The sequence below is a fragment of the Bacteroides salyersiae WAL 10018 = DSM 18765 = JCM 12988 genome (genome assembly GCF_000381365.1).
Lineage (GTDB): Bacteria > Bacteroidota > Bacteroidia > Bacteroidales > Bacteroidaceae > Bacteroides > Bacteroides salyersiae.
The window spans coordinates 1276584-1296564 of sequence record NZ_KB905467.1 but is presented as its reverse complement, the minus strand read 5'-3'; the positions used below and the strand labels follow the sequence as shown (position 1 = coordinate 1296564).

Genomic DNA, 19981 nt, shown 5'->3' with positions numbered 1-19981 from the left:
ATAAATTATGGGTACTATTACAAAGAAGGCATTTCCCGTACTGAACATGCACTGTGCGGGATGTGCCAATAATGTTGAAAAAACAGTTCGCAAGCTGCCGGGCATTGTAGATGCTTCAGTAAACCTTGCCACCAATACACTCTCCGTCTCGTATGAAGCCGACAAACTGGCTCCCGGAGAGATCCGGGCGGCTGTGCTTTCCGGAGGGTACGACCTTATCATAGAAGAAGAAAACCTGAAAGAGGAACGACGCGAGGAAGCACAACACCAGCACTATCGCAAGCTGAAAATGCAGGTCATCGGTGCTTGGGTATTCGCTGTTCCGATGTTGCTTTTGTCTATGGTCTTCATGCATGTGCCATATTCAAGCGAGATACAGTTGTTACTGACCCTTGCGGTGATGATTCTTTTCGGCGGTTCGTTTTACACGGGCGCATGGAAGCAGGCGAAGTTAGGACGTAGTAACATGGATACGTTAGTAGCCCTTAGCACGTCCATCGCATTTCTGTTCAGTGCATTCAATACTTTCTTTCCGGAGTTCTGGTATAGTCGCGGTTTGGAGCCGCATGTCTATTACGAGGCTTCCGTAGTTATTATTGCTTTCGTGCTGACCGGCAAATTAATGGAAGAGCGTGCAAAAGGCAACACAACTGCTGCGATTAAAAAGCTCATGGGGTTGCAGCCGAAAGTTGCACGCGTATTACGCAATGGAATTGAGGAAGAAATCTTAATCGACCAGTTACAGGTTGACGATCTGGTAGTTGTCCGCCCCGGCGAACAGATTCCGGTAGATGGGGTTCTTGCCGAAGGAGATTCTTTTGTGGATGAAAGCATGATTAGCGGTGAACCGATTCCGGTAGATAAGAAGAAGGGAGATAAAGTGCTTGCCGGTACCATCAATCAACGTGGCTCGTTTATCATCAAGGCATCACAGGTAGGCAGTGAAACGGTTCTTGCCCGCATCATCCGCATGGTGCAGGAAGCACAGGGAAGTAAAGCCCCCGTACAGCGTATTGTCGACCGTGTGACGGGTATCTTCGTTCCGGTGGTGCTTGGCATCGCCGTACTGACTTTCGTACTTTGGATGGTAATAGGCGGAACGGAATATTTCTCATATGCCATGCTGTCTGCCGTTTCCGTATTGGTGATTGCTTGTCCGTGCGCTTTGGGACTGGCCACACCTACTGCCCTGATGGTAGGTATCGGCAAAGCGGCCAGCCAGCATATCTTGATAAAAGATGCCGTCGCTCTGGAACAGATGCGGAAAGTAAATGTCGTGGTACTCGATAAAACCGGAACATTGACCGAAGGCCATCCTACTGTCAGTGGTTGGCTATGGGCGCAAACTCAGGAAGAGTGTTTCAAGAATGTACTTCTCGCTGCCGAGCTGAAGTCGGAACATCCTCTTGCCGGAGCAATCGTTGCATCTTTGAAAGACGAAGAGAAGGTAGTGCCGGCACCGCTCGAAAGCTTTGAAAGCATCACCGGAAAAGGAATTAAGGTTGTCTATGAAGGTGATCTGTTCTGGGTAGGCAGTCATAAGCTGTTGAAGGATTTCGATGCTGTCGTAACGGATGTTATGGCCGATATGTTGGTGCAATATGAATCCGAAGGAAACGGCATCATTTATTTTGGCCGCCGGAATCAACTATTAGCTATCATTGCTGTCACCGATCCTGTCAAGTCCACCTCTGCCGAAGCTGTGAAAGAGCTGAGACGGCAAGGAATCGACATTTGCATGCTGACCGGCGACGGGCAACGTACAGCCTTGGCTGTGGCAGGGAAATTGGGTATCGACCGTTTTGTAGCCGATGCGTTGCCGGATGACAAAGAAGACTTTATCCGCGAATTGCAGTTGCAGGGAAAGACTGTGGCAATGGTGGGGGATGGCATCAATGATTCGCAGGCATTGGCACTGGCCGATGTCAGCATCGCTATGGGGAAAGGTACCGATATTGCCATGGATGTAGCTATGGTTACACTGATGACTTCCGATCTTCTATTGTTACCGAAAGCATTCGATCTGTCCAAACAGACCGTAAAGCTCATTCATCAGAACCTGTTTTGGGCGTTTATCTATAATCTCATAGGAATTCCCATTGCAGCAGGCATACTTTTTCCTCTGAACGGGCTACTCTTGAATCCAATGCTGGCAAGTGCGGCTATGGCATTTTCAAGTGTGAGTGTCGTTCTGAACTCACTTAGCTTAGGAAGAAAGAAATGACTTATGAATGATGATTTATGAATTATTTTCCCGGCATGCTGCTTTTTTGCAGTATAATTTGTAAATTGCAGGGCATAAATTATAATTCATAAATCATCATTCAAATGTTCTTTTCCGATTGGGGACTTATTCCGTATGCCGAAGCCTGGCAACGACAGACTGAATGGTTTGATTCTCTGATTCAAGCCAAGCAGAATAACGACGTATATGAAAACCATATTGTCTTTTGTGAACATCCGCATGTGTATACGTTAGGACGTAGCGGAAAGGAGAATAATATGTTATTGAGCGAAGCGCAATTGGAAAAAATAGGGGCGACGCTTTATCATATTGATCGGGGAGGAGATATTACCTATCACGGTCCGGGACAATTGGTCTGTTATCCCATTCTTAATCTTGAAGAGTTCGGTCTCGGCCTGAAAGAGTACGTGCATCTGCTGGAAGAGGCGGTTATCCGTGTGTGTGCCTCTTATGAGATCAAGACGGGAAGGCTGGCAAAAGCCACCGGTGTGTGGTTGGAAGGAGATACTGCCCGGGCACGCAAGATTTGTGCGATCGGAGTAAGGAGCAGCCATTATGTCACGATGCATGGCCTTGCCTTGAATGTGAATACCGACTTACGTTATTTCAGTTACATCCATCCCTGCGGATTTATAGACAAAGGCGTCACTTCACTGCGTCAGGAACTGGGAGGAGAACTCCCGATGTCCGAAGTGAAGCAACGCCTTGAACTTGAATTAAGCAGGTTGCTTACGCGAAAATAAGCTGACTATTTCAGTGCTTTTGCAATCGCTTTCTCAACCATCGGTTGCATGATTTCGTACCCTTTTTTATTGGGATGCACCCCGTCTTTTGACAGATCGGAGGGAAGTCCGTTCCTGTCGTCAGCCATTGCGGAGAAATAATCCACATAAATGAACTTGTTCTTTTCGGCATAGGCCTTGATCCATTTGTTCAGTTCCGGAATCTTGACGTTGGGTTCCATACCCGGCCGCCATGGATAATCGAAAGCAGGCAACACAGAACAGAGGATTACTTTGATACCGTTTGCCTTTGCCAACTGGGCCATAGATGCCAGATTGTCTTCTATCATTTCGAGCGTAGAGGGGCCTGTATTTCCGGCGATATCATTGGTACCGGCAAGAATCACTACTGCTTTGGGTTGCAGATCGATCACATCCTGACGGAAACGCAGCAACATCTGTGGAGTTGTCTGCCCGCTGATGCCCCGGTTGATATAGGGACGATCCTTGAAGAATTCCGGACAATTGTTCAACCACCCGATGGTGATGGAATTACCCATAAATACTACGCGCTTTTCTCCTTTGGCAGGAGCGCCCAATGCTGCGTTGTCATTTTGAAATTGTTTTAAATTGGCCCAATCCTGCGCAGGCAGATTGCCGGCCAGTAAGAACAGGCTGATAAATAAAAGATAAATAGTCCTCATCACTTTTGTCGTTTCCATTGTTTTTGTTGCTTCCATTTTTTTTGTCGTTTTCATTTTTCCATTCACTCTTTAATTCATTCTTTCTTTCATCTTTTCATTCTTATTACCCGTATTCCCGTCCATTTTTTATTACGGTCGAGCAAGCGGCTTAATGCAAGTTTATCTACTAATACTTTCCCTCTTGAAGAAGAGGCATGAAGCAGGCACAAAGTGTCTTTCACATAGATGGCAATCCCCATATGCGCTGTATCCAATCCCGGTATGTTTGTAGTCAGAACGATGATGTCTCCACTCTTTATCCAGGGGAGTCCGTTTACGGGCAGTTTATCTTTGGGCAGCCAATGTATTTCCTGTCCCGACAATGCCTTCTCATACTCTGCCATTTTCGTCACATTTTCCGGAGAATTGCTCAGATGTTTGTATAATTCCGGATGGGAAGACATGTACGAAAGCGATAATTTCTGGGTATACGGACTATTGGCTGCCGTAACATCTTCCATGAATCCGCCGCGTACCCCGTTGTTGATCCAATCGGAAGTGTAGTGCAGACGGGAAGTATACCCGTCTATTTTTCCTTCACGATAGCGGATACGTTGCAGATTAGCCGCAAAATCACTTTCGCTCATCTTGTTTCCCGATGCCGAAGGAAGAGACAGGGCAAGGACATATTCTACGAAAGTAGTACAATCCACTTCATCACAATTGATGACTAAATCTTCTTCACCATCCGTTTCAAGAGTATGAGCTACATAAGGAACATCTATAAAAGTTTGGGCATTAGCCAACATCGGATTTGCTTCCTGTTGTGCTTTTGCCTGGCTGCCTATAAAACAGGCAGCCAGCAAAAAGGTTGGGATCGTTTTCATTATTAATATTGATAAATTAAGTTTCTAAAATCAACCTTGCGCCCAAATGGAACCAGCGTGAAACCATATTCTATGGCATTCCCGCTACCGGTACGTATCAGATAAGGTTCGTGTGGCAGGGCACCCCAGCTATTGTCTCCGCCAATACCCATCATCCGGTAGTCCACAAATACATCTACCACCTTTTCCGGTTTCGGATCGGTGAGGTGGCGATGGTCTGTTTCGGCTGTGCGCGGTGCTGCGTTGTGCAGGTCATCTCCACTGTCAAGAGTTTCGAGCGGATGGTTCGAAGCGTTCAATTCGAACGTACGGTCGGCAACGAGTAACAGACCGGCACCGGATTTGTTGGTGAAAGCACACCAATAGATGTCTGTACGGTGATTGTTTTCCTGCGGACGGATGTAAGGTTCATACATGTCTTTGATCGGTAGCGAATATTCTCCGAAGAACTGAGAAGTGCGACGGTCGCGATAGTTTTCTTCCGGACCACGTCCGTAGTAAGTCAATGTTGTGAATGTTTCCGGCATTTGCATACGTAAACCGATACGCGGTATCATCGGAGTCTTTTCATTCGCTGCCACAAACCGGTTGTTTACTTTGATCACTCCGTCGGCATATATCTTGTAGGTGATGTCCCAACTTGCATCCGCTTTCGGGAATTTGTAAGAACAGGTTACTTCACCGTTTCGGGCATTAAAGACAGCAGCCGTCACTTCTCCATAGCTGACTTCTTTCCACACTCCTAATTTATGTGGTAATCCGGCACCATAATCATTGTCGATCGGTGCACGCCAGAAGTTAGGATGCAATCCTTGTCCGCTGAGTATATACTCCATTCCGTTATATTTGTAAGAAACCAGCATGCCGCTCTTCTTGTCGAATACCGCTTTGAAGTTTTTGCCGGAATAAATGGCTTGCGTCTCTGTTTCCTTCACGGGGGCAGCTGCTTGCAAAGCAGCATTGTCCTTATGGAAAGTGTAGATGTAGTTCTGTTCGCGGGCTATCACAGTGCCTGCCGGAAGGAAGGGTTCGGGCGTACGCACAGTAGCGTAGAACTCAATGCGTACATCTCCGGTATTCGTCTGTTCTTGCGGAATACCTTTCAGTTGTACCGTGACGGTTTCGCCCGGAGCACCGCTTGCACGGAACTTGTCGGTATAGATTTCTTTTCCATGATCGCGGATGATGTAGTGGTAATCGTATTTATCCAGATTGGTAAAACTAAAATCATTGCGCACATCTACCGTTCCGGCTTCTTTCTTGAAATTGACGAACTTGATATTCTGATATACCTTGCCCATTTCCGTGGTTTGCGGTTTTACCGAACGGTCGGGATAGACAACGCCGTTGATGCAGAAATCACCGTCGGATGGAGTACCGGTTGCACCGTAATCGCCGCCATACGTCCAATACTTGCGGCCATCTGCCGTTTTCTCGGCAAATCCCTGATCCACCCAATCCCAGATGCAACCACCTTGCAGAAGAGGGTATTTCTCGATAATATCCCAGTATTCCTGGAAATTGCCTAAACTGTTACCCATTGCGTGTGCATATTCGCACAGAATAAGCGGACGGGTATGTTTGGGATTCTTTGCGTACTTTTCGATATCGGCAGGGCGGGAGTACATCGGGCAACAAATATCCGTATTCCATTCCAAGTGGGCTTGTTCGTACTGTACGGGGCGGCTGTCCAGCTCTTTCAGCAAGCTGTAAGTCTTGTAGAAGTTCACTCCGTTTCCGGCCTCATTCCCTAATGACCATACGATGACGGAGGGATGGTTCTTATCGCGCTCGTACATGTTGACAGTGCGCGCCACGTGTGCATCCATGAATAACGGATTGTTGGCAAGTGTACCGCCTACTTCACGGTTATATCCCATTCCGTGAGATTCGATATTGGCTTCATCGATCACATACATACCGTATTCATCACATAGCTCATAGAAGCGTTCCTGTTGAGGGTAATGGCAAGTACGCACAGTATTTACATTGTATTTTTTCCAAAGTTCGAAATCTTTCAGCATCAGTTCTTCCGTAACATAATGTCCGGTGTACTCATTGTGCTCATGTACGTTGACACCTTTTACCAGAATAGGCTTGCCGTTGACGCATAGCTGATGATTCTTCATTTCTACAGTACGGAATCCTACTTTTACACTGGTGGCTTCGAGTACTTCTCCGTTTTCCGGTTCTCTTAAACTGATAATGAGAGTATACAGATAAGGAGTTTCGGCAGTCCATTGTTTCGGGTTCCTGATGATATTGTCATCAAAAATAAATTCATTTGTACTTTGAGAAGGAGCGGAAACCGGCATTGCTTCCACTGCATAATCCGAAGTCGCTACCTGCTTTCCGTCTTTGTCGAGAAGCTTATAAGAAAGGACGTAAGAAGTCGATACCGGCTTGCCGCTATCGGCCACCTTCACCTTGAGTTTCAGTATGCCGTCTTTATAATCGGCATCCAGTGGGCTCTCTACTTTGAAATCTGCAATCCGGAGCTTGGGTTGTGCATAAAGATAAACCTCCCTTTCGAATCCGCTCAAACGCCAGAAGTCCTGGCATTCCAGATAATTGGCATCCGAGAAACGATGAACTTGCACGGCAATCACGTTTTTACCCGGTTTCACAAATTGGGTGATATTGAAGCGGGCAGGAGTCTTGGCATCTTTACTCATTCCTGCGAACTGTCCGTTCAGATAAAAAAATGCAGCTCCTTTAGTTCCGTCGGCACTGAGAAAAATCTCTTTTCCATTCCAATCGGCAGGAAGCGTAAAATCACGCCGGTAGGTTCCTGTCGGATTCCATTCCTCGGGTACATACGGAGGATTGGGCCGATCCCAATACGGGGCATATCCCGGTGAGCAGAATTCATAAGACGTGTTCACATAGATAGGAATTCCGAAGCCTTGCCGCTCCCAGTTTCCGGGTACCTGGATGTCTGCCCAGTCACTTACATTCTTTTCCGGAAGCATGAAGTCCGTCGGGCGGGTTGAGAAACTGTCTACATAGTTGAATTTCCATTTGCCGTTTAACGAGAGGCGGAAAGTTCCGTCTTTCCGGTTGTTTACGGCAGCATCTTTCTCGTTCGTATACGATGTAAAGCTACTGCAGGGGGCTTCTTTGCGTATACTTGTCAGTTGGGGATCGGTTATCTGTTTATAACGCTCCCCCTGAGCGATAGAAGTCAGAGGGAGTATTACAAGACATGCAACCGTTAATAGGTTTTTCATGAAGACGGGTTTTATTAAGTTAGAACAATGGTTGATATGTCAATATCGATACGTAAATGCATCCACATTCCAACGTGTCAATACACCAATACATGATTGCCATCCGGCAGGATAACGCAGCCAATCGGCACATTGGCATATTGGCACATTGCCGCATTATTTATCATTTTACTTTCATCGAAGCCTTGATAAAGTAAAGAATCAGCAAAGCATAGGCACCGAGGGCCAATACCTGCGACCAAGTGTTGTTTAGCCAGGTATCGTTTACGAGATTGACTCCTCCGAAACGCATGGCTGCACTGATCACACCCATCAAAGCGCCGCCGGCAATGAAACCGGAAGCAAGCAAAGTACCCTTTTCTCCGCGTTCGGTATTTAATGAAGCATCTTTGCTGCGGCTTGTCACATACCAATTGACAGCTCCACCCACTACCAAAGGAACATTCAATTCAAGCGGAATGAACATACCCAATGCAAAGGCGAGCGCAGGAACTTTGAAACAAGTAAGTATAATGGCCAGTATAGCGCCGATACCATAAAGCAGCCACGGCGCACCTACACCGCTCATCAACGGTTCGATAACGGCTGCCATTGCATTTGCCTGCGGTGCAGCCAGTGCTCCACTGGTGAAGCCATATGTTTTGTTGAGGATAATCATTACTCCGCCTACGGTAGCGGCAGAAACGATTGTTCCGAGGAATTTCCACGTTTCCTGTTTGGCAGGAGTACTACCTAACCAGTAACCAATTTTCAAGTCGGTGATAAAACCGCCGGCCATGGATAATGCCGTACAGACCACGCCACCCATAACCAAAGCCGCTACCATGCCCGAAGGGCCTTTCAGCCCGACAGCTACCATCACGACAGAAGCTAAAATCAACGTCATCAGCGTCATGCCCGATACCGGATTGGTACCGACAATAGCGATGGCATTGGCAGCCACTGTAGTAAAGAGGAACGAAATGCCCGCCACCAGAACGATAGCTACCAATGTATGTATCAGGTTGCCCTGCATTACATCAAAATAGAAGAATAAGAATATCAGAACCAGCGTGATGATGGAACCGATAGCGATAATTTTCATGGATAAGTCACGCTGCGTGCGGAGCATATTTTTCTCTACGTTTCCTTTGCCGCCCATCTCTTTGGCAGCCAATCCTACGGCACTCTTGATGATGCTCCATGACTTGATAATCCCGATCACACCGGCCATCGCGATACCACCGATGCCGATACTTTTCGCATAATATTTGAAGATCTCTTCAGGACTCATCATCCCCACAGTACTCGTGATTTCGGGATTCCATGCATTCAGCACGCTGTCTCCCCAGAACATAGACATCCCCGGAACGATAATCCACCATACCGCCAACGAACCGGCACAAATGATGGAAGCATATTTCAATCCGACAATATACCCCAAACCCAGTACGGCAGCCCCTGTATTTACTTTAAATACCAATTTGGCTTTTTCTGCCAGCATCTCGCCGGCACTGCACACACGGGTGGTAAAGTTCTCGTTCCACCAACCGAAAGTGGCAACGACAAAGTCATACAAACCACCGATAATGCCGGCCATAAGCAACGGCTTTGCCTGACTGCCGCCTTTCTCTCCGGATATAAGCACCTGTGTTGTTGCCGTAGCCTCCGGAAAGGGATATTTACCGTGCATATCGCTTACGAAATATTTACGGAAAGGTATAAGAAACAGAATACCCAAGACACCTCCTAAAAGAGAACTGATGAATACTTGCATAAAGGTAACGGTCATCTCCGGATATTTCGCCTGCAGGATGTACAGGGCAGGAAGGGTAAAGATAGCTCCGGCCACGATTACTCCCGAACAGGCCCCGATGGACTGGATGATCACATTTTCTCCCAATGCATTCTTGCGTTTGGCCGCTCCCGAAACACCTACCGCTATAATGGCAATAGGAATGGCGGCTTCGAATACCTGGCCGACTTTCAATCCCAAATAGGCGGCCGCCGCCGAAAAGAGGATGGCCATGGCGATACCCCAGGTTACCGACCATACGTTTACTTCCGGATAATTCTTTCCGGGACTCATCAGTGGATTGTACACTTCGCCCGGCTTCAATTCCCTGAACGCGTTTTCGGGCAAGCCGGTGAATTTGTCTTCTTCTTGTTTCATACCTTACATATAAAATTTTAATGTGTTATTGTGTTCTTTGTAAATAAGCATCAAAGAAAGCAAAAAAAAAGGAGAATCGAAAGATTCTCCTTAACTCTTGTTATCTATTTCTTATTATTTGGCATCTTTGGCTGTCATATTGCCTTCGATATACAAACGCATCATTTCCGTTTTGGCATTCGTGCGAAGGGTTATTGATTTTTTGAAGTGTCCCGGATATTTACCTGTCCCGTTGTAAGTTACCTTAATAGTACCTGTCTTTCCGGGAAGAATCGGTTCTTTTGTATAATCGGGCACCGTACATCCGCAGGATGCTACTGCCTGATGAATCACCAAAGGAGCGTCACCGATATTAGTGAAAGTAAATACACAAGTTACCACCGGACTGTTTTCAGAGAATGTCCCGAAGTCATGGGTCGTTTTGTCAAACTTGATTTGGGCCGACTGCGCAGACGCATAGCTTATCCCCATCACTAACATTACTGCGAAAAATAATATCTTTTTCATACTTATTTCCTTTTTATTGTTTACGAAAGACAAAGGTAAAGCTTTTTTTTAGAAATAATACTGTATCTTTGCGAAATAGTATTAAAAAAGAGACAAACAATAACAATGAACGTAAGGGATATCATTTTAACGGCTTTCGCATTATTGGTATGCGTTTCCTGTAAAAAGGAAAAAGAAATGACACTTTCCGGACTGAACATACGCGATTTTCAGACAGAAGTGGACGGGCAATTGACAGACTTGTATGTACTTAGAAATGAGAACGGGATGGAAGCCTGTATTACGAACTACGGTGGGCGTGTGGTCTCACTGATGGTTCCGGACAGAAATGGGAAAATGGAGGATATCGTGTGTGGTTATCCTACGATTGCCGATTATCTGGCAACAAAACAGAATTTCGGGGCGACTATCGGGAGGTATATCGGCAGGATAGTGAATTCAACGTTTACGCTGGATTCGGTTACTTATCATCTGGTGCCGAATACGGATATACATTGTGCCCACGGTGGGGATCCGGGGTTTGCTTCCAAAATATGGCAGGCGGAACAATTGGATGAAAATGCATTGAAATTGTCCCTTTTCTCTCCCGATGGAGAAAACGGCTTCCCCGGAAACCTGAGAGTACACGTTATTTTTGTATTGACAAAAGACAATGAACTGGATATTCATTATGAAGCTGAAACGGATAAGCCGACTGTCATCAATTTGTCTCATCATTCCTTCTTTAATATTTCCGGTGACTTCAATACGACAGTAGAGGACCAGTCGCTTTATATCAATGCGGATATGTATACACCCTATGATTCGCTGAAATGTGTGACCGGAGAGATCTTACCGGTAGCCGGAACCCCGTTTGATTTTACCACACCGCATGTGATTGGCGAACGGATCGATGAAGATGTCATGCAACTCAATATCGTGAAAGGTTATGACCACAATTGGGTGCTGAATACGGATGGGGATGACACGAAATTGGCAGCCCGCCTGATTGATTTTAAAAGTGGGCGTACAATGGAAATATATACAAACGAGCCTGGATTACAAATATATACAGCTAATGGATTGCGCGGCGCAATGGTGGGGAAAAAAGGCATTGCCTATCAAAAAAGAAGTGCTATATGCATGGAAACGCAGCATTTTGCGGATAGCCCTAACAAGCCGCAGTTCCCGTCGACCGTACTTCGGCCGGGCGAAAATTATAAGAGCCGTTGTACCTATCGTTTCGGCATCGAAAAATAACAAGCGTCCTTGCCGGGGGTAAGCACCGGAAGGAGATAATATAAGCAGGGTGCTTAAGAGCGTTGTTACCGGTGCTTACGGACACTGATCCCGGTGCTTGTGAAAACCGGTTCCATATAATTAATGTAAGAGAAATCGATCCCGATATACCGGAAGACTTAAAAAAAATGCCGGTTGCATTTCATTCGGATGCAACCGGCATTTTCCATTATTGCCCATTTTTCTATTTTTTCAATTCAAAGCCTAACATCATTCCATCGTAACTATCAGCCAATGAGCTGATGGCATTCAGAGTCGTATTACTACTTTTACTGGATATGAAAGATATCAATTTCAGTAATTTATCCGAATTGAACAATAACTCCATGCTGCTACTCGTACAGTTTACTTTAGCGTTCAGGTTCAACAATCTGAAATACTTCAGGTGTACCGTCTTGTCGGAAGTATCATAGGAATACGTTCCGTTCATCGTGCGTTTTCCTACGGTGCTTGTAAAAGTGCTGTCCGCATTGAAAGTAAAACTTACCTGTCCGTCTTTAATGCCGACTTTGGCAAGTTGCTCGTTCAATTTGTTCTCGGCAAGAGAAGCGGCAGCCGCACCACCGGCTTTTTGCAGGAGATTGTCCGATTCAAACTCTATGGCCGAACCCGAGTAAGTCCATGTACCGGTCATATCTATCGCGTTGTTACCGGTTACGGCATTCACTACTTTCTCGATGTTTTCTTTTTTAAATAAATCGGCCCATGATTGCGCCTGGATGTTTGTTGTTACAAACAATAAAGCCGACACGATTGCTAATGATAAAACATACTTCTTCATTGTTTCTTATTAATTTATTTTGAATTAATATCCTTATTAATGCTTTCGATATAATCTAATATTTCCTCACGCCCCGTCCGGTCTTCCGACGACGAAACAAAATAGGGGGGGAGTTCTTCCCACTGCTTGTGCAGTTCCCGCAGATAGGCATTGATGTTCATTTTCAATCGTCCGCCTTTCAGTTTGTCGGCCTTTGTGAATATGATAGAGAAAGGTATTCCGTTTTCACCCAGCCATTCCATAAACTCCAAGTCGATCTTTTGCGGTTCCAGCCGGGAGTCTATCAAAAGGAAAAGATTAGTCATCTGTTCCCGTTCCAGAATATAATCTTCGATGATGGTACGTATCTGATCCTGACCTTTCATGCCGCGACGGGCATAGCCGTAACCCGGAAGGTCGACGATGTACCAGCCGTTGTTGATAAGAAAATGATTGATAAGCATCGTTTTCCCGGGAGTAGCCGATGTCATGGCAAGCCCCTTACGGCCGGTCAACATATTGATAAGGCTGGATTTGCCCACATTCGAACGGCCGATAAAAGCATATTCGGGAAGGCGTCCGGCCGGACATTTCTTCACATCCGTGTTACTGATGATAAATTCAGCATTTGATATTTCCATGTTCTTTGTTTTTTAATTCTTTTGAAGATAAAGCGTACATCCCTGCAAAAGTAAGCATTCCGTTTAGCATAAGCAACTCATAGCCGAACTTATATCCATAACTCTGCATTACGAAGCGGTCGAGCGCATAACATAGTATCGGAGAAGCCACCGCAATAAGAGGCACCCAGCGATCCCGCGTCCTACGCCGGGTGAACAGCCCGAAAGCAAACATACCCAACAACGGGCCGTAAGTGTAGGAAGCAATTATATAGATAGCATCGATCACACTTTTACTGTTCAGTGCTTCTACCAGACAGATGAAAAAAACGAGTATGACGGATAAGGTGATATGTACTTTCCCGCGACGGCGGAGCGCGACCTCTTCGACATCCCTATCCGTTCTGAGTAAATCCACACATACGCTGGTGGTCATAGCCGTCAGTGCAGAATCGGAATTACTGAATGCCGCCGCAATGATGCCGATGGTAAATAATACAAGTACGGTTTGCCCTAAATAGCCTTGAGTGGCGAACAAGGGAAGGATATCATCGTTCACCTCGGGAAGCGCTAAATTCATTTGTCCGGCCAGTGTCAGCAACAGTATGCCCAAACATAGAAACAGAAGATTTAGCGGGATGAAAGAGAATCCGTAGCAATACATGTTCTTCTGTGCTTCGCGTAGATTCTTGCAAGAGAGATTCTTCTGCATCATATCCTGATCCAGCCCCGTCATCACGATCACGATGAAAATACCGCTTAGAAATTGCTTGAAGAAATTCTGCCGCGACATCCAGTCATCAAAAACGAATACGCGGCTGTGCGGGCTATTACCGATCATCGTCATTATTCCTCCATCTCCCGTATCCAGCTTCTGTATCGTAAAATAAATAATGGAAATCAATGCCGCTATCAGGCAGAATGTCTGCAACGTGTCTGTCCAGACAATGGTTTTGATACCACTCTTGTGTGTATAAACCCATACCAGCGCCACCGAACCGGCAGCAATAGCCCAGAAAGGTATGCCCATATGCCCGAATACATACGTGTGGAGAATAAGGCAAACCAAATAGAGTTTGGCAGCCGTACCGAGCATTCGCGAAAGCAGAAAAAAGAAAGCGCCTGTACGGTAAGTCTGCACACCGATCCGAGTGCCGAGATAACTGTAAATACTTGTCAGATTGAGCCGGTAGTACATCGGAAGCAGCACGTGCGCCACCACCAGATAACCGAAAAAGAATCCGAAGACAGTTTGCATATATGTCATATCCATACTTCGCACCATCCCCGGCACGGAAACAAATGTCACTCCCGATATGCTGGCGCCAATCATTCCGAAGGAAACGATGTACCACGGCGACCGGTTCTCTCCCCGGAAGAATGCAGCATCCGAACTGCTTTTCTTTCCTTTTCCGGTGAGCCGGGCAATCAAAAGCAGTACTGCAAAATAGCAGATAATAGTGACCAGTATCCTCATAACGGGCGCAAAGGTACGATTTATTTTGCAATTTATTTTCTATCTGTAAATCAATGAGTATATTTGCGCAGAATTATAGAACCGAGTTAGAAATATATATGAACCAACAATATCCATCCGTCCTGCTTGAAAAGGCTGTCGGAGAATTCTCCAAACTTCCCGGAATCGGACGAAAAACCGCTATGCGGCTGGTACTGCATCTGTTACGGCAAGATAATGCCACGGTCGAAGCTTTTGGAAATTCCATTATCACCCTGAAACACGAAGTGAAATATTGCCGCGTATGTCATAATATATCCGATACCGACACCTGTCAGATCTGTGCGAATCCCGCCCGTGACGCTTCCACGGTTTGCGTAGTAGAAAACATCCGCGATGTAATGGCAGTAGAAGGCACCCAGCAATTTCGCGGACTGTATCATGTGTTGGGCGGCGTCATTTCTCCGATGGATGGGGTAGGGCCGAGCGACCTGCAGATAGACAGTCTGGTGCAACGGGTAGCGGAAGGTGGAATAAAAGAGGTGATATTGGCTTTGAGTACCACGATGGAAGGAGATACGACCAACTTTTACATTTATCGCAAGCTGGAGAAGATGGGTGTCAAACTCAGTGTCTTGGCCCGTGGTGTCTCCATAGGCGATGAATTGGAGTACACCGACGAGGTGACATTGGGCAGGAGTATTGTTAACCGGACGGTATTTACCGGAACCGTATAATTAAGCTAAGAAAATCATTTAGATGGAAGAACAAATAAAACACATTGCGAAAAGCCAGAGAATCGTTTATGTCATTTTCTGGGCAGTTGCCATATTACTGGTAGTTGGCGGTGAAACAGAACTCTTGCCTGTCGGCCTTTTTGCCGATGATGCGCGAACCTCCTATTATCTTGAGACGATAGGGATTTTGCTTACTGCGATCAATATTCCCTTTTCCATGAAATTATTTTCTCTCGTATTGACACGCAAGATTGACAATCTTACTTTTCCGGTGGCTCTCAGTCGTTATGCAGTGTGGAGTCACATACGTTTGGGACTGCTTGCTATCGTAGTTGTCTATAATCTTCTGTGTTATTATATGACACTAAACAGTACCGGTGCCCTTTGCGCTTTATGCGCTCTGACCGCTTCGTTTTTTTGTCTGCCCAGTGAAAAACGACTCCGTAATGAACTCCATATAAATAAAGAAGAATGAAGCTCACAGTTGTCATTGTTAATTATAACGTAAAGTATTATCTGGAGCAATGTCTTCTATCTCTTTACCGGGCCGTAGAAAACATCCCGACAGAAGTAATAGTGGTAGACAACGCTTCTACCGACGGTTCTCCGGAATACATCGCCGAACGTTTTCCCCAGCTGACCTATATCTACAATAAAAGGAATGTAGGCTTTGCCTGTGCCAATAACCAAGCTATGGAGAAAGCCCGGGGAGAATATGTACTGTTATTAAATCCCGATACGCTGCTTCCGGAAACAAATATCACTGAAGTGCTTGAGTTTATGGATACCCACCCCGACGCAGGTGCCTGTGGCGTGAAAATGCTTGCACCGGATGGACATTTCTTGCCGGAATCAAAAAGGGGATATCCGTCTCCGGCAACTTCTTTTTGGAAACTTACGGGCATGCATCGCATATTTCCTGATAACCCTCGTTTTGACGGGTATTATCTTTCCCGTCTGGACGAGAACGCCGTTCATTCGGTCCCCGTATTGGCCGGAGCCTATATGATGCTTCGCAGAAAAGCTCTAAACAGTTCCGGTTTACTCGATGAAGATTTCTTCATGTACGGTGAAGACATTGATTTATCCTGTCGCATAACCGAAGCTGGATACAAAAACTATTATCTGCCGTATCCTATTTTACATTACAAGGGAGAGAGTACATCGAAAGAGTCTTATCGGTATGTACGCGTATTCTACGGAGCGATGGATATATTCTTCTGCAAACATGGTACACATTATCCATTATTATACCGTTGGATGGTACGGGCAGGTATTAAACTGCAAACTTGGCTGAAGCTAAGCATCGTTTTCATAAAAAAGCATGTACCGGCTTTATACGTCGATAGAGGAAAATGTGAACCCCGCTTTCTTATATTTTCCAGTGAAAAAAATATGTACAGCATCCGCGCTATTTGTCAATCGAATCAATTAAACGAATCCCATCATTATGTGATTTCAAATGAAAGATCGACTGTTGCAGGCCATAATCTTTTGCAGAAAGAGAATTTTGACGGTTTCACACATGTGGTGTATGATAGCAGCGTCTTTTCTTATTCTGCAATACTCTCTTTACTATCCCAAAGTCAGGAGGAAAAGCTTTTGTTAGGTATTTATAATCCGAAAAGCCGCGTATTGGTAACTCCTGAAAGAAACTATGTATAAGTAGACAACATGAAACAATCTTATTTAATAAACGACCGTATTTACCTTCGCGCAGTCGAACCGGAAGATATTGACGTAATGTATGAAATGGAAAACGATCCGTCCATGTGGGATATCAGTAGTTTCACCGTACCGTATTCCCGTTATGTGCTGCGCCAGTACATTGAGGGCTCTCAAAGCGATATGTTCGCCGATAAGCAGTTGCGCCTTATGATTATCCGCCGGGAGGACAACCGGACGATCGGCACGATCGATATAACCGATTTTGTTCCTTTACATTCGCGTGGCGCTGTAGGAATAGCCTTACATGCAGATTGTCGTGGTGCCGGATACGCTTCCGATGCACTAAACCTGTTATGCGATTATGCTTTTGATTTTTTACAAATCCATCAGCTTTATGCCCATGTAGCCACGGAGAATGAAGCCAGTATGAAATTATTTGCATCCTGTGGTTTTGCGCAATGCGGACTGCTGAAAGATTGGCTTTCGACATCGGAAGGATATAAAGATGCCGCTCTGATGCAACGCATAAAAATAACGCTGAATGAAAGCGGCAAATAACTGCTGTTATCCAAATAAGTGTTGAATTAATTTAGTGAAGGTACTTGTGGAAAACGTGACCAGGTTTCATATTTACTGCCTAACTTGCCCAATGCGTTTTTCCACATATCTTTTACTTCTCCATCAAGCAAATAAGAAGGATCTTCCTTAGCTATAATCCAAGTGTTTTCTTTGATCTCCTGTATCAACTGTTCACATTCCCAACCGGAATATCCCAAAAAGAATCTTACTTTCCCGTTGATCTCATTACCTTGTAAAATGTGCTTTTTCAGTGCATCAAAATCTCCATTCAGATATAATCCGTTACTTACCGGAAGCGCTCCGGGAAGTTGGGATAAAGTGTGCAGATAGAACAGGGTATCGGTTCCTATCGGCCCGCCTTTATATAAAGGGATGTCTTCCAGATACTTAAATTCTTTAACGACATCATTAACTAACAACGGGAGTTGTTTGTTCATTATCAGACCCATGCTGCCTTCGCTGGTATGATCGACAAGCAGTACTACCGAACGACCGAATGTAGCATCACAGAGAAAGGGTTCCGAGATCAGAATCTTTCCCCGTGACGGCAATACATTATTCGATTGTATCTTGAATATGTCGGCATTGATATTGTTCATGCGATAAATATAAATATTTTTTTCACAGGAACAAACTATCTTCTCTTTTTTTTTACTTTTCCGTGTACTTTTTATGATATGGGATGGTTTTCCTTAAAAATTTTCATTCTTTCATCCAATTGTACATATTGATGATCTTTTATGAAAGAAGTGCATGCCCGTAATCCTTGCTGATGGCTTCCCGTAGTGACAAGCGAAATCGCGCTTACCCCATAATACATCAATTCTTTTGCCAACTCGCCACTTGTCATGCCCGGATAGCCAATCGTAAAATAGAAACCGTCGGCAATAGGTTCACCTAAATCTTTATCATAGACAAGATGAAAACCATGACGCAGGAAAATCTCTTTCAGCTTTCGCGCCCGTTCTCCGTATATCTTTACTTCATCAAGGAAATTATATTTTCCTTCATTAGCCGCTTTCAGCATTGCAGCCATAGCAAACTGTGCCGAATGGCTGGTACCGGAAGACAAGGCATAAAGAACACGATGAATAAATACCGTACCGAATGTACCGCCACCGTAACGCTTCGTCAATCCGGGATAACTGCGGTGATATAATTTATCAGAAATACAACTGACGCCAATACGCTGTCCTGCATAACTGAATGCCTTGGAACCGGAAATCAACAATATATAATTATCGGTATAGTGAGCTACAGACGGCTGATAAGGTGCTTGGAACGGAGTGCTGAGATCTTTACGGAAATCCATTGCGAAATATGCCAGATCTTCTAAAACAATGACGTCATACCGGGTTGCCAGCTCGCCTATAATTCTGAGTTCTTTATCGCTTAGGCAAATCCAGCTTGGATTGTTAGGGTTAGAATAAATGATGGCAGATATATTTCCTTTTTCCAAGTAACTTTCCAGTTTCTCTTTTAGCTTGTCTCCACGGAAATCATATACATCGAATGTTTCATATTTTTGTCCCATCACCACAAGCTGCTGTTTTTGTACCGGAAATCCCGGATCGATGAAGAGTATCGTATCTTTTTCTTCATTACACTGGCTGCAAGTAAGGAATGAAGCAAAAGTGCCCTGCATGGAACCCGTCACGGGGACACATCCTTCCGGCTTCAGGTCTACATTAATAAATGCTTTGATAAAGCGTGAAGCTTCCTGTTTTAGTTCCGGAAGTCCATTGATATCCGGATACAAACTTGCTATTCCTTTTTGTAGCGCTTCTACTTCTGCCTTTACACCGACAGTCGAGGGGGGGAGACCGGGTACTCCCATTTCCATTTTAATAAATTCGACTCCGGATTCTGCTTCCGCTTTAACGGCAATAGCCTTAACTTCGCGAATGGTAGCTTTAGAGAAATCCGCAATTTGAAATTCTTCAATCGTTTCATCGATCAAATGTCGTTCGATAGGTGTATTTTTCATGCCTTTCCTTTTATATATAATATGTTTCTGTGGTACAAAGATAAAGAATTAATTTATCTGTAGAATCTTTTTCTTTCGAGAGTTATCCCGAACAAAATTATTCTCTTTTTTTCTTTCAAACTATTGCAAATATAAAAAAAATATCTACCTTTGCATCCGCAATCGAGAGAGATGACTAATTAAAATAGATATTGGTTCGGTAGTTCAGTTGGTTAGAATACATGCCTGTCACGCATGGGGTCGCGGGTTCGAGTCCCGTCCGGACCGCTTTCGAAGAAAGCGAAATAAAGAAAAAGCTCTGTAATTCATGAATTACAGAGCTTTTTCTTTATTGCTACAATGAATAAATATTTCTGTTTGTATTTATGCCAATTGTCATATCTTATGAATATTCAATTCGTTTCTCGTAGAGTTTCGCCCCATTTGTCGTAGAGTTCTGAGTCGTTCCTCGTAGAGCAACGGCTCGATTC

At 44.9% G+C, this 19981-nt stretch carries 17 protein-coding genes and 1 tRNA gene; 8 read left to right on the top strand and 10 right to left on the bottom strand.

Annotation, left to right across the window (positions count from 1 at the left end):
• The first annotated feature begins 7 nt into the window (after positions 1 to 7).
• Both HMPREF1532_RS16720 and lipB read left to right on the top strand, forming a co-directional pair.
• Positions 8 to 2224, top strand: coding sequence for a heavy metal translocating P-type ATPase (locus HMPREF1532_RS16720; protein ID WP_005932118.1), 2217 nt, complete (start codon positions 8 to 10; stop codon positions 2222 to 2224).
• Positions 2225 to 2328: 104 nt separating this feature from the next.
• Positions 2329 to 2988: a lipoyl(octanoyl) transferase LipB gene (lipB, locus tag HMPREF1532_RS16715; RefSeq protein ID WP_005932116.1), complete on the top strand. Its 660-nt coding sequence runs from the start codon at positions 2329 to 2331 to the stop codon at positions 2986 to 2988.
• A 5-nt stretch (positions 2989 to 2993) separates the two neighbouring features.
• On the opposite strand, the gene HMPREF1532_RS16710 is transcribed toward lipB, so the two are convergent.
• From HMPREF1532_RS16710 to HMPREF1532_RS16690, 5 genes are all read right to left on the bottom strand, one after another.
• Positions 2994 to 3689 carry an SGNH/GDSL hydrolase family protein gene (locus HMPREF1532_RS16710; RefSeq protein ID WP_025819033.1) on the bottom strand — a complete coding sequence of 232 codons (696 nt, stop codon included), beginning with the start codon at positions 3687 to 3689 and terminating at the stop codon, positions 2994 to 2996.
• 68 nt (positions 3690 to 3757) lie between these two features.
• The gene (locus tag HMPREF1532_RS16705; protein ID WP_025819034.1) at positions 3758 to 4537 is read right to left on the bottom strand and encodes an N-acetylmuramoyl-L-alanine amidase-like domain-containing protein; all 780 of its coding nucleotides are present in this window, start codon (positions 4535 to 4537) and stop codon (positions 3758 to 3760) included.
• 2 nt (positions 4538 to 4539) lie between these two features.
• Entirely contained in the window at positions 4540 to 7767 is a 3228-nt protein-coding gene (locus tag HMPREF1532_RS16700; protein ID WP_005932108.1) for a glycoside hydrolase family 2 TIM barrel-domain containing protein, read from the bottom strand.
• 163 nt (positions 7768 to 7930) lie between these two features.
• Positions 7931 to 9919: an OPT family oligopeptide transporter gene (locus HMPREF1532_RS16695; protein WP_005932105.1), complete on the bottom strand. Its 1989-nt coding sequence runs from the start codon at positions 9917 to 9919 to the stop codon at positions 7931 to 7933.
• Positions 9920 to 10033: 114 nt separating this feature from the next.
• Complete coding sequence (locus tag HMPREF1532_RS16690) at positions 10034 to 10426, bottom strand: DUF1573 domain-containing protein (RefSeq protein ID WP_025819035.1); 393 nt, start codon at positions 10424 to 10426, stop codon at positions 10034 to 10036.
• Between the two features lie 105 nt (positions 10427 to 10531).
• Between HMPREF1532_RS16690 and HMPREF1532_RS16685 the strand changes: the two genes are divergently transcribed.
• Entirely contained in the window at positions 10532 to 11665 is a 1134-nt protein-coding gene (locus tag HMPREF1532_RS16685; protein WP_025819036.1) for an aldose epimerase family protein, read from the top strand.
• Between the two features lie 223 nt (positions 11666 to 11888).
• Here HMPREF1532_RS16685 and HMPREF1532_RS16680 read toward each other — a convergent pair whose 3' ends face one another.
• The 3 genes from HMPREF1532_RS16680 to HMPREF1532_RS16670 are packed head-to-tail and all read right to left on the bottom strand — an operon-like array spanning position 11889 to position 14561.
• A complete protein-coding gene (locus HMPREF1532_RS16680; protein WP_005932096.1) occupies positions 11889 to 12485 on the bottom strand; it encodes a DUF4923 family protein in 597 nt (198 codons plus the stop codon).
• A gap of 14 nt (positions 12486 to 12499) precedes the next feature.
• Entirely contained in the window at positions 12500 to 13105 is a 606-nt protein-coding gene (yihA, locus tag HMPREF1532_RS16675) for a ribosome biogenesis GTP-binding protein YihA/YsxC (RefSeq protein WP_005932094.1), read from the bottom strand.
• Positions 13086 to 14561: a sodium:solute symporter gene (locus HMPREF1532_RS16670; protein ID WP_005932092.1), complete on the bottom strand. Its 1476-nt coding sequence runs from the start codon at positions 14559 to 14561 to the stop codon at positions 13086 to 13088. The genes yihA and HMPREF1532_RS16670 overlap by 20 nt, the downstream gene beginning before the upstream one ends.
• Positions 14562 to 14659: 98 nt before the next feature.
• Here HMPREF1532_RS16670 and recR point away from each other — a divergent pair, with 98 nt between their 5' ends.
• The 4 genes from recR to HMPREF1532_RS16650 are packed head-to-tail and all read left to right on the top strand — an operon-like array spanning position 14660 to position 17503.
• On the top strand, positions 14660 to 15277 hold the full coding sequence (gene recR, locus HMPREF1532_RS16665; RefSeq protein WP_025819037.1) for a recombination mediator RecR: 618 nt from the start codon (positions 14660 to 14662) through the stop codon (positions 15275 to 15277).
• 22 nt (positions 15278 to 15299) lie between these two features.
• On the top strand, positions 15300 to 15752 hold the full coding sequence (locus HMPREF1532_RS16660; RefSeq protein ID WP_005932088.1) for a hypothetical protein: 453 nt from the start codon (positions 15300 to 15302) through the stop codon (positions 15750 to 15752).
• Positions 15749 to 16942, top strand: coding sequence for a glycosyltransferase family 2 protein (locus HMPREF1532_RS16655; protein ID WP_005932086.1), 1194 nt, complete (start codon positions 15749 to 15751; stop codon positions 16940 to 16942). Before HMPREF1532_RS16660 ends, HMPREF1532_RS16655 begins: the two co-directional genes overlap by 4 nt.
• Positions 16943 to 16951: 9 nt before the next feature.
• A complete protein-coding gene (locus HMPREF1532_RS16650; RefSeq protein WP_005932084.1) occupies positions 16952 to 17503 on the top strand; it encodes a GNAT family N-acetyltransferase in 552 nt (183 codons plus the stop codon).
• 26 nt (positions 17504 to 17529) lie between these two features.
• On the opposite strand, the gene HMPREF1532_RS16645 is transcribed toward HMPREF1532_RS16650, so the two are convergent.
• Both HMPREF1532_RS16645 and HMPREF1532_RS16640 read right to left on the bottom strand, forming a co-directional pair.
• Complete coding sequence (locus HMPREF1532_RS16645; RefSeq protein WP_005932082.1) at positions 17530 to 18123, bottom strand: YqgE/AlgH family protein; 594 nt, start codon at positions 18121 to 18123, stop codon at positions 17530 to 17532.
• A 71-nt stretch (positions 18124 to 18194) separates the two neighbouring features.
• The gene (locus HMPREF1532_RS16640; RefSeq protein ID WP_005932080.1) at positions 18195 to 19511 is read right to left on the bottom strand and encodes an aminotransferase class I/II-fold pyridoxal phosphate-dependent enzyme; all 1317 of its coding nucleotides are present in this window, start codon (positions 19509 to 19511) and stop codon (positions 18195 to 18197) included.
• 193 nt (positions 19512 to 19704) lie between these two features.
• Between HMPREF1532_RS16640 and HMPREF1532_RS16635 the strand changes: the two genes are divergently transcribed.
• Positions 19705 to 19778: transfer RNA gene (locus tag HMPREF1532_RS16635), tRNA-Asp, on the top strand.
• Positions 19779 to 19981: the final 203 nt, after the last annotated feature.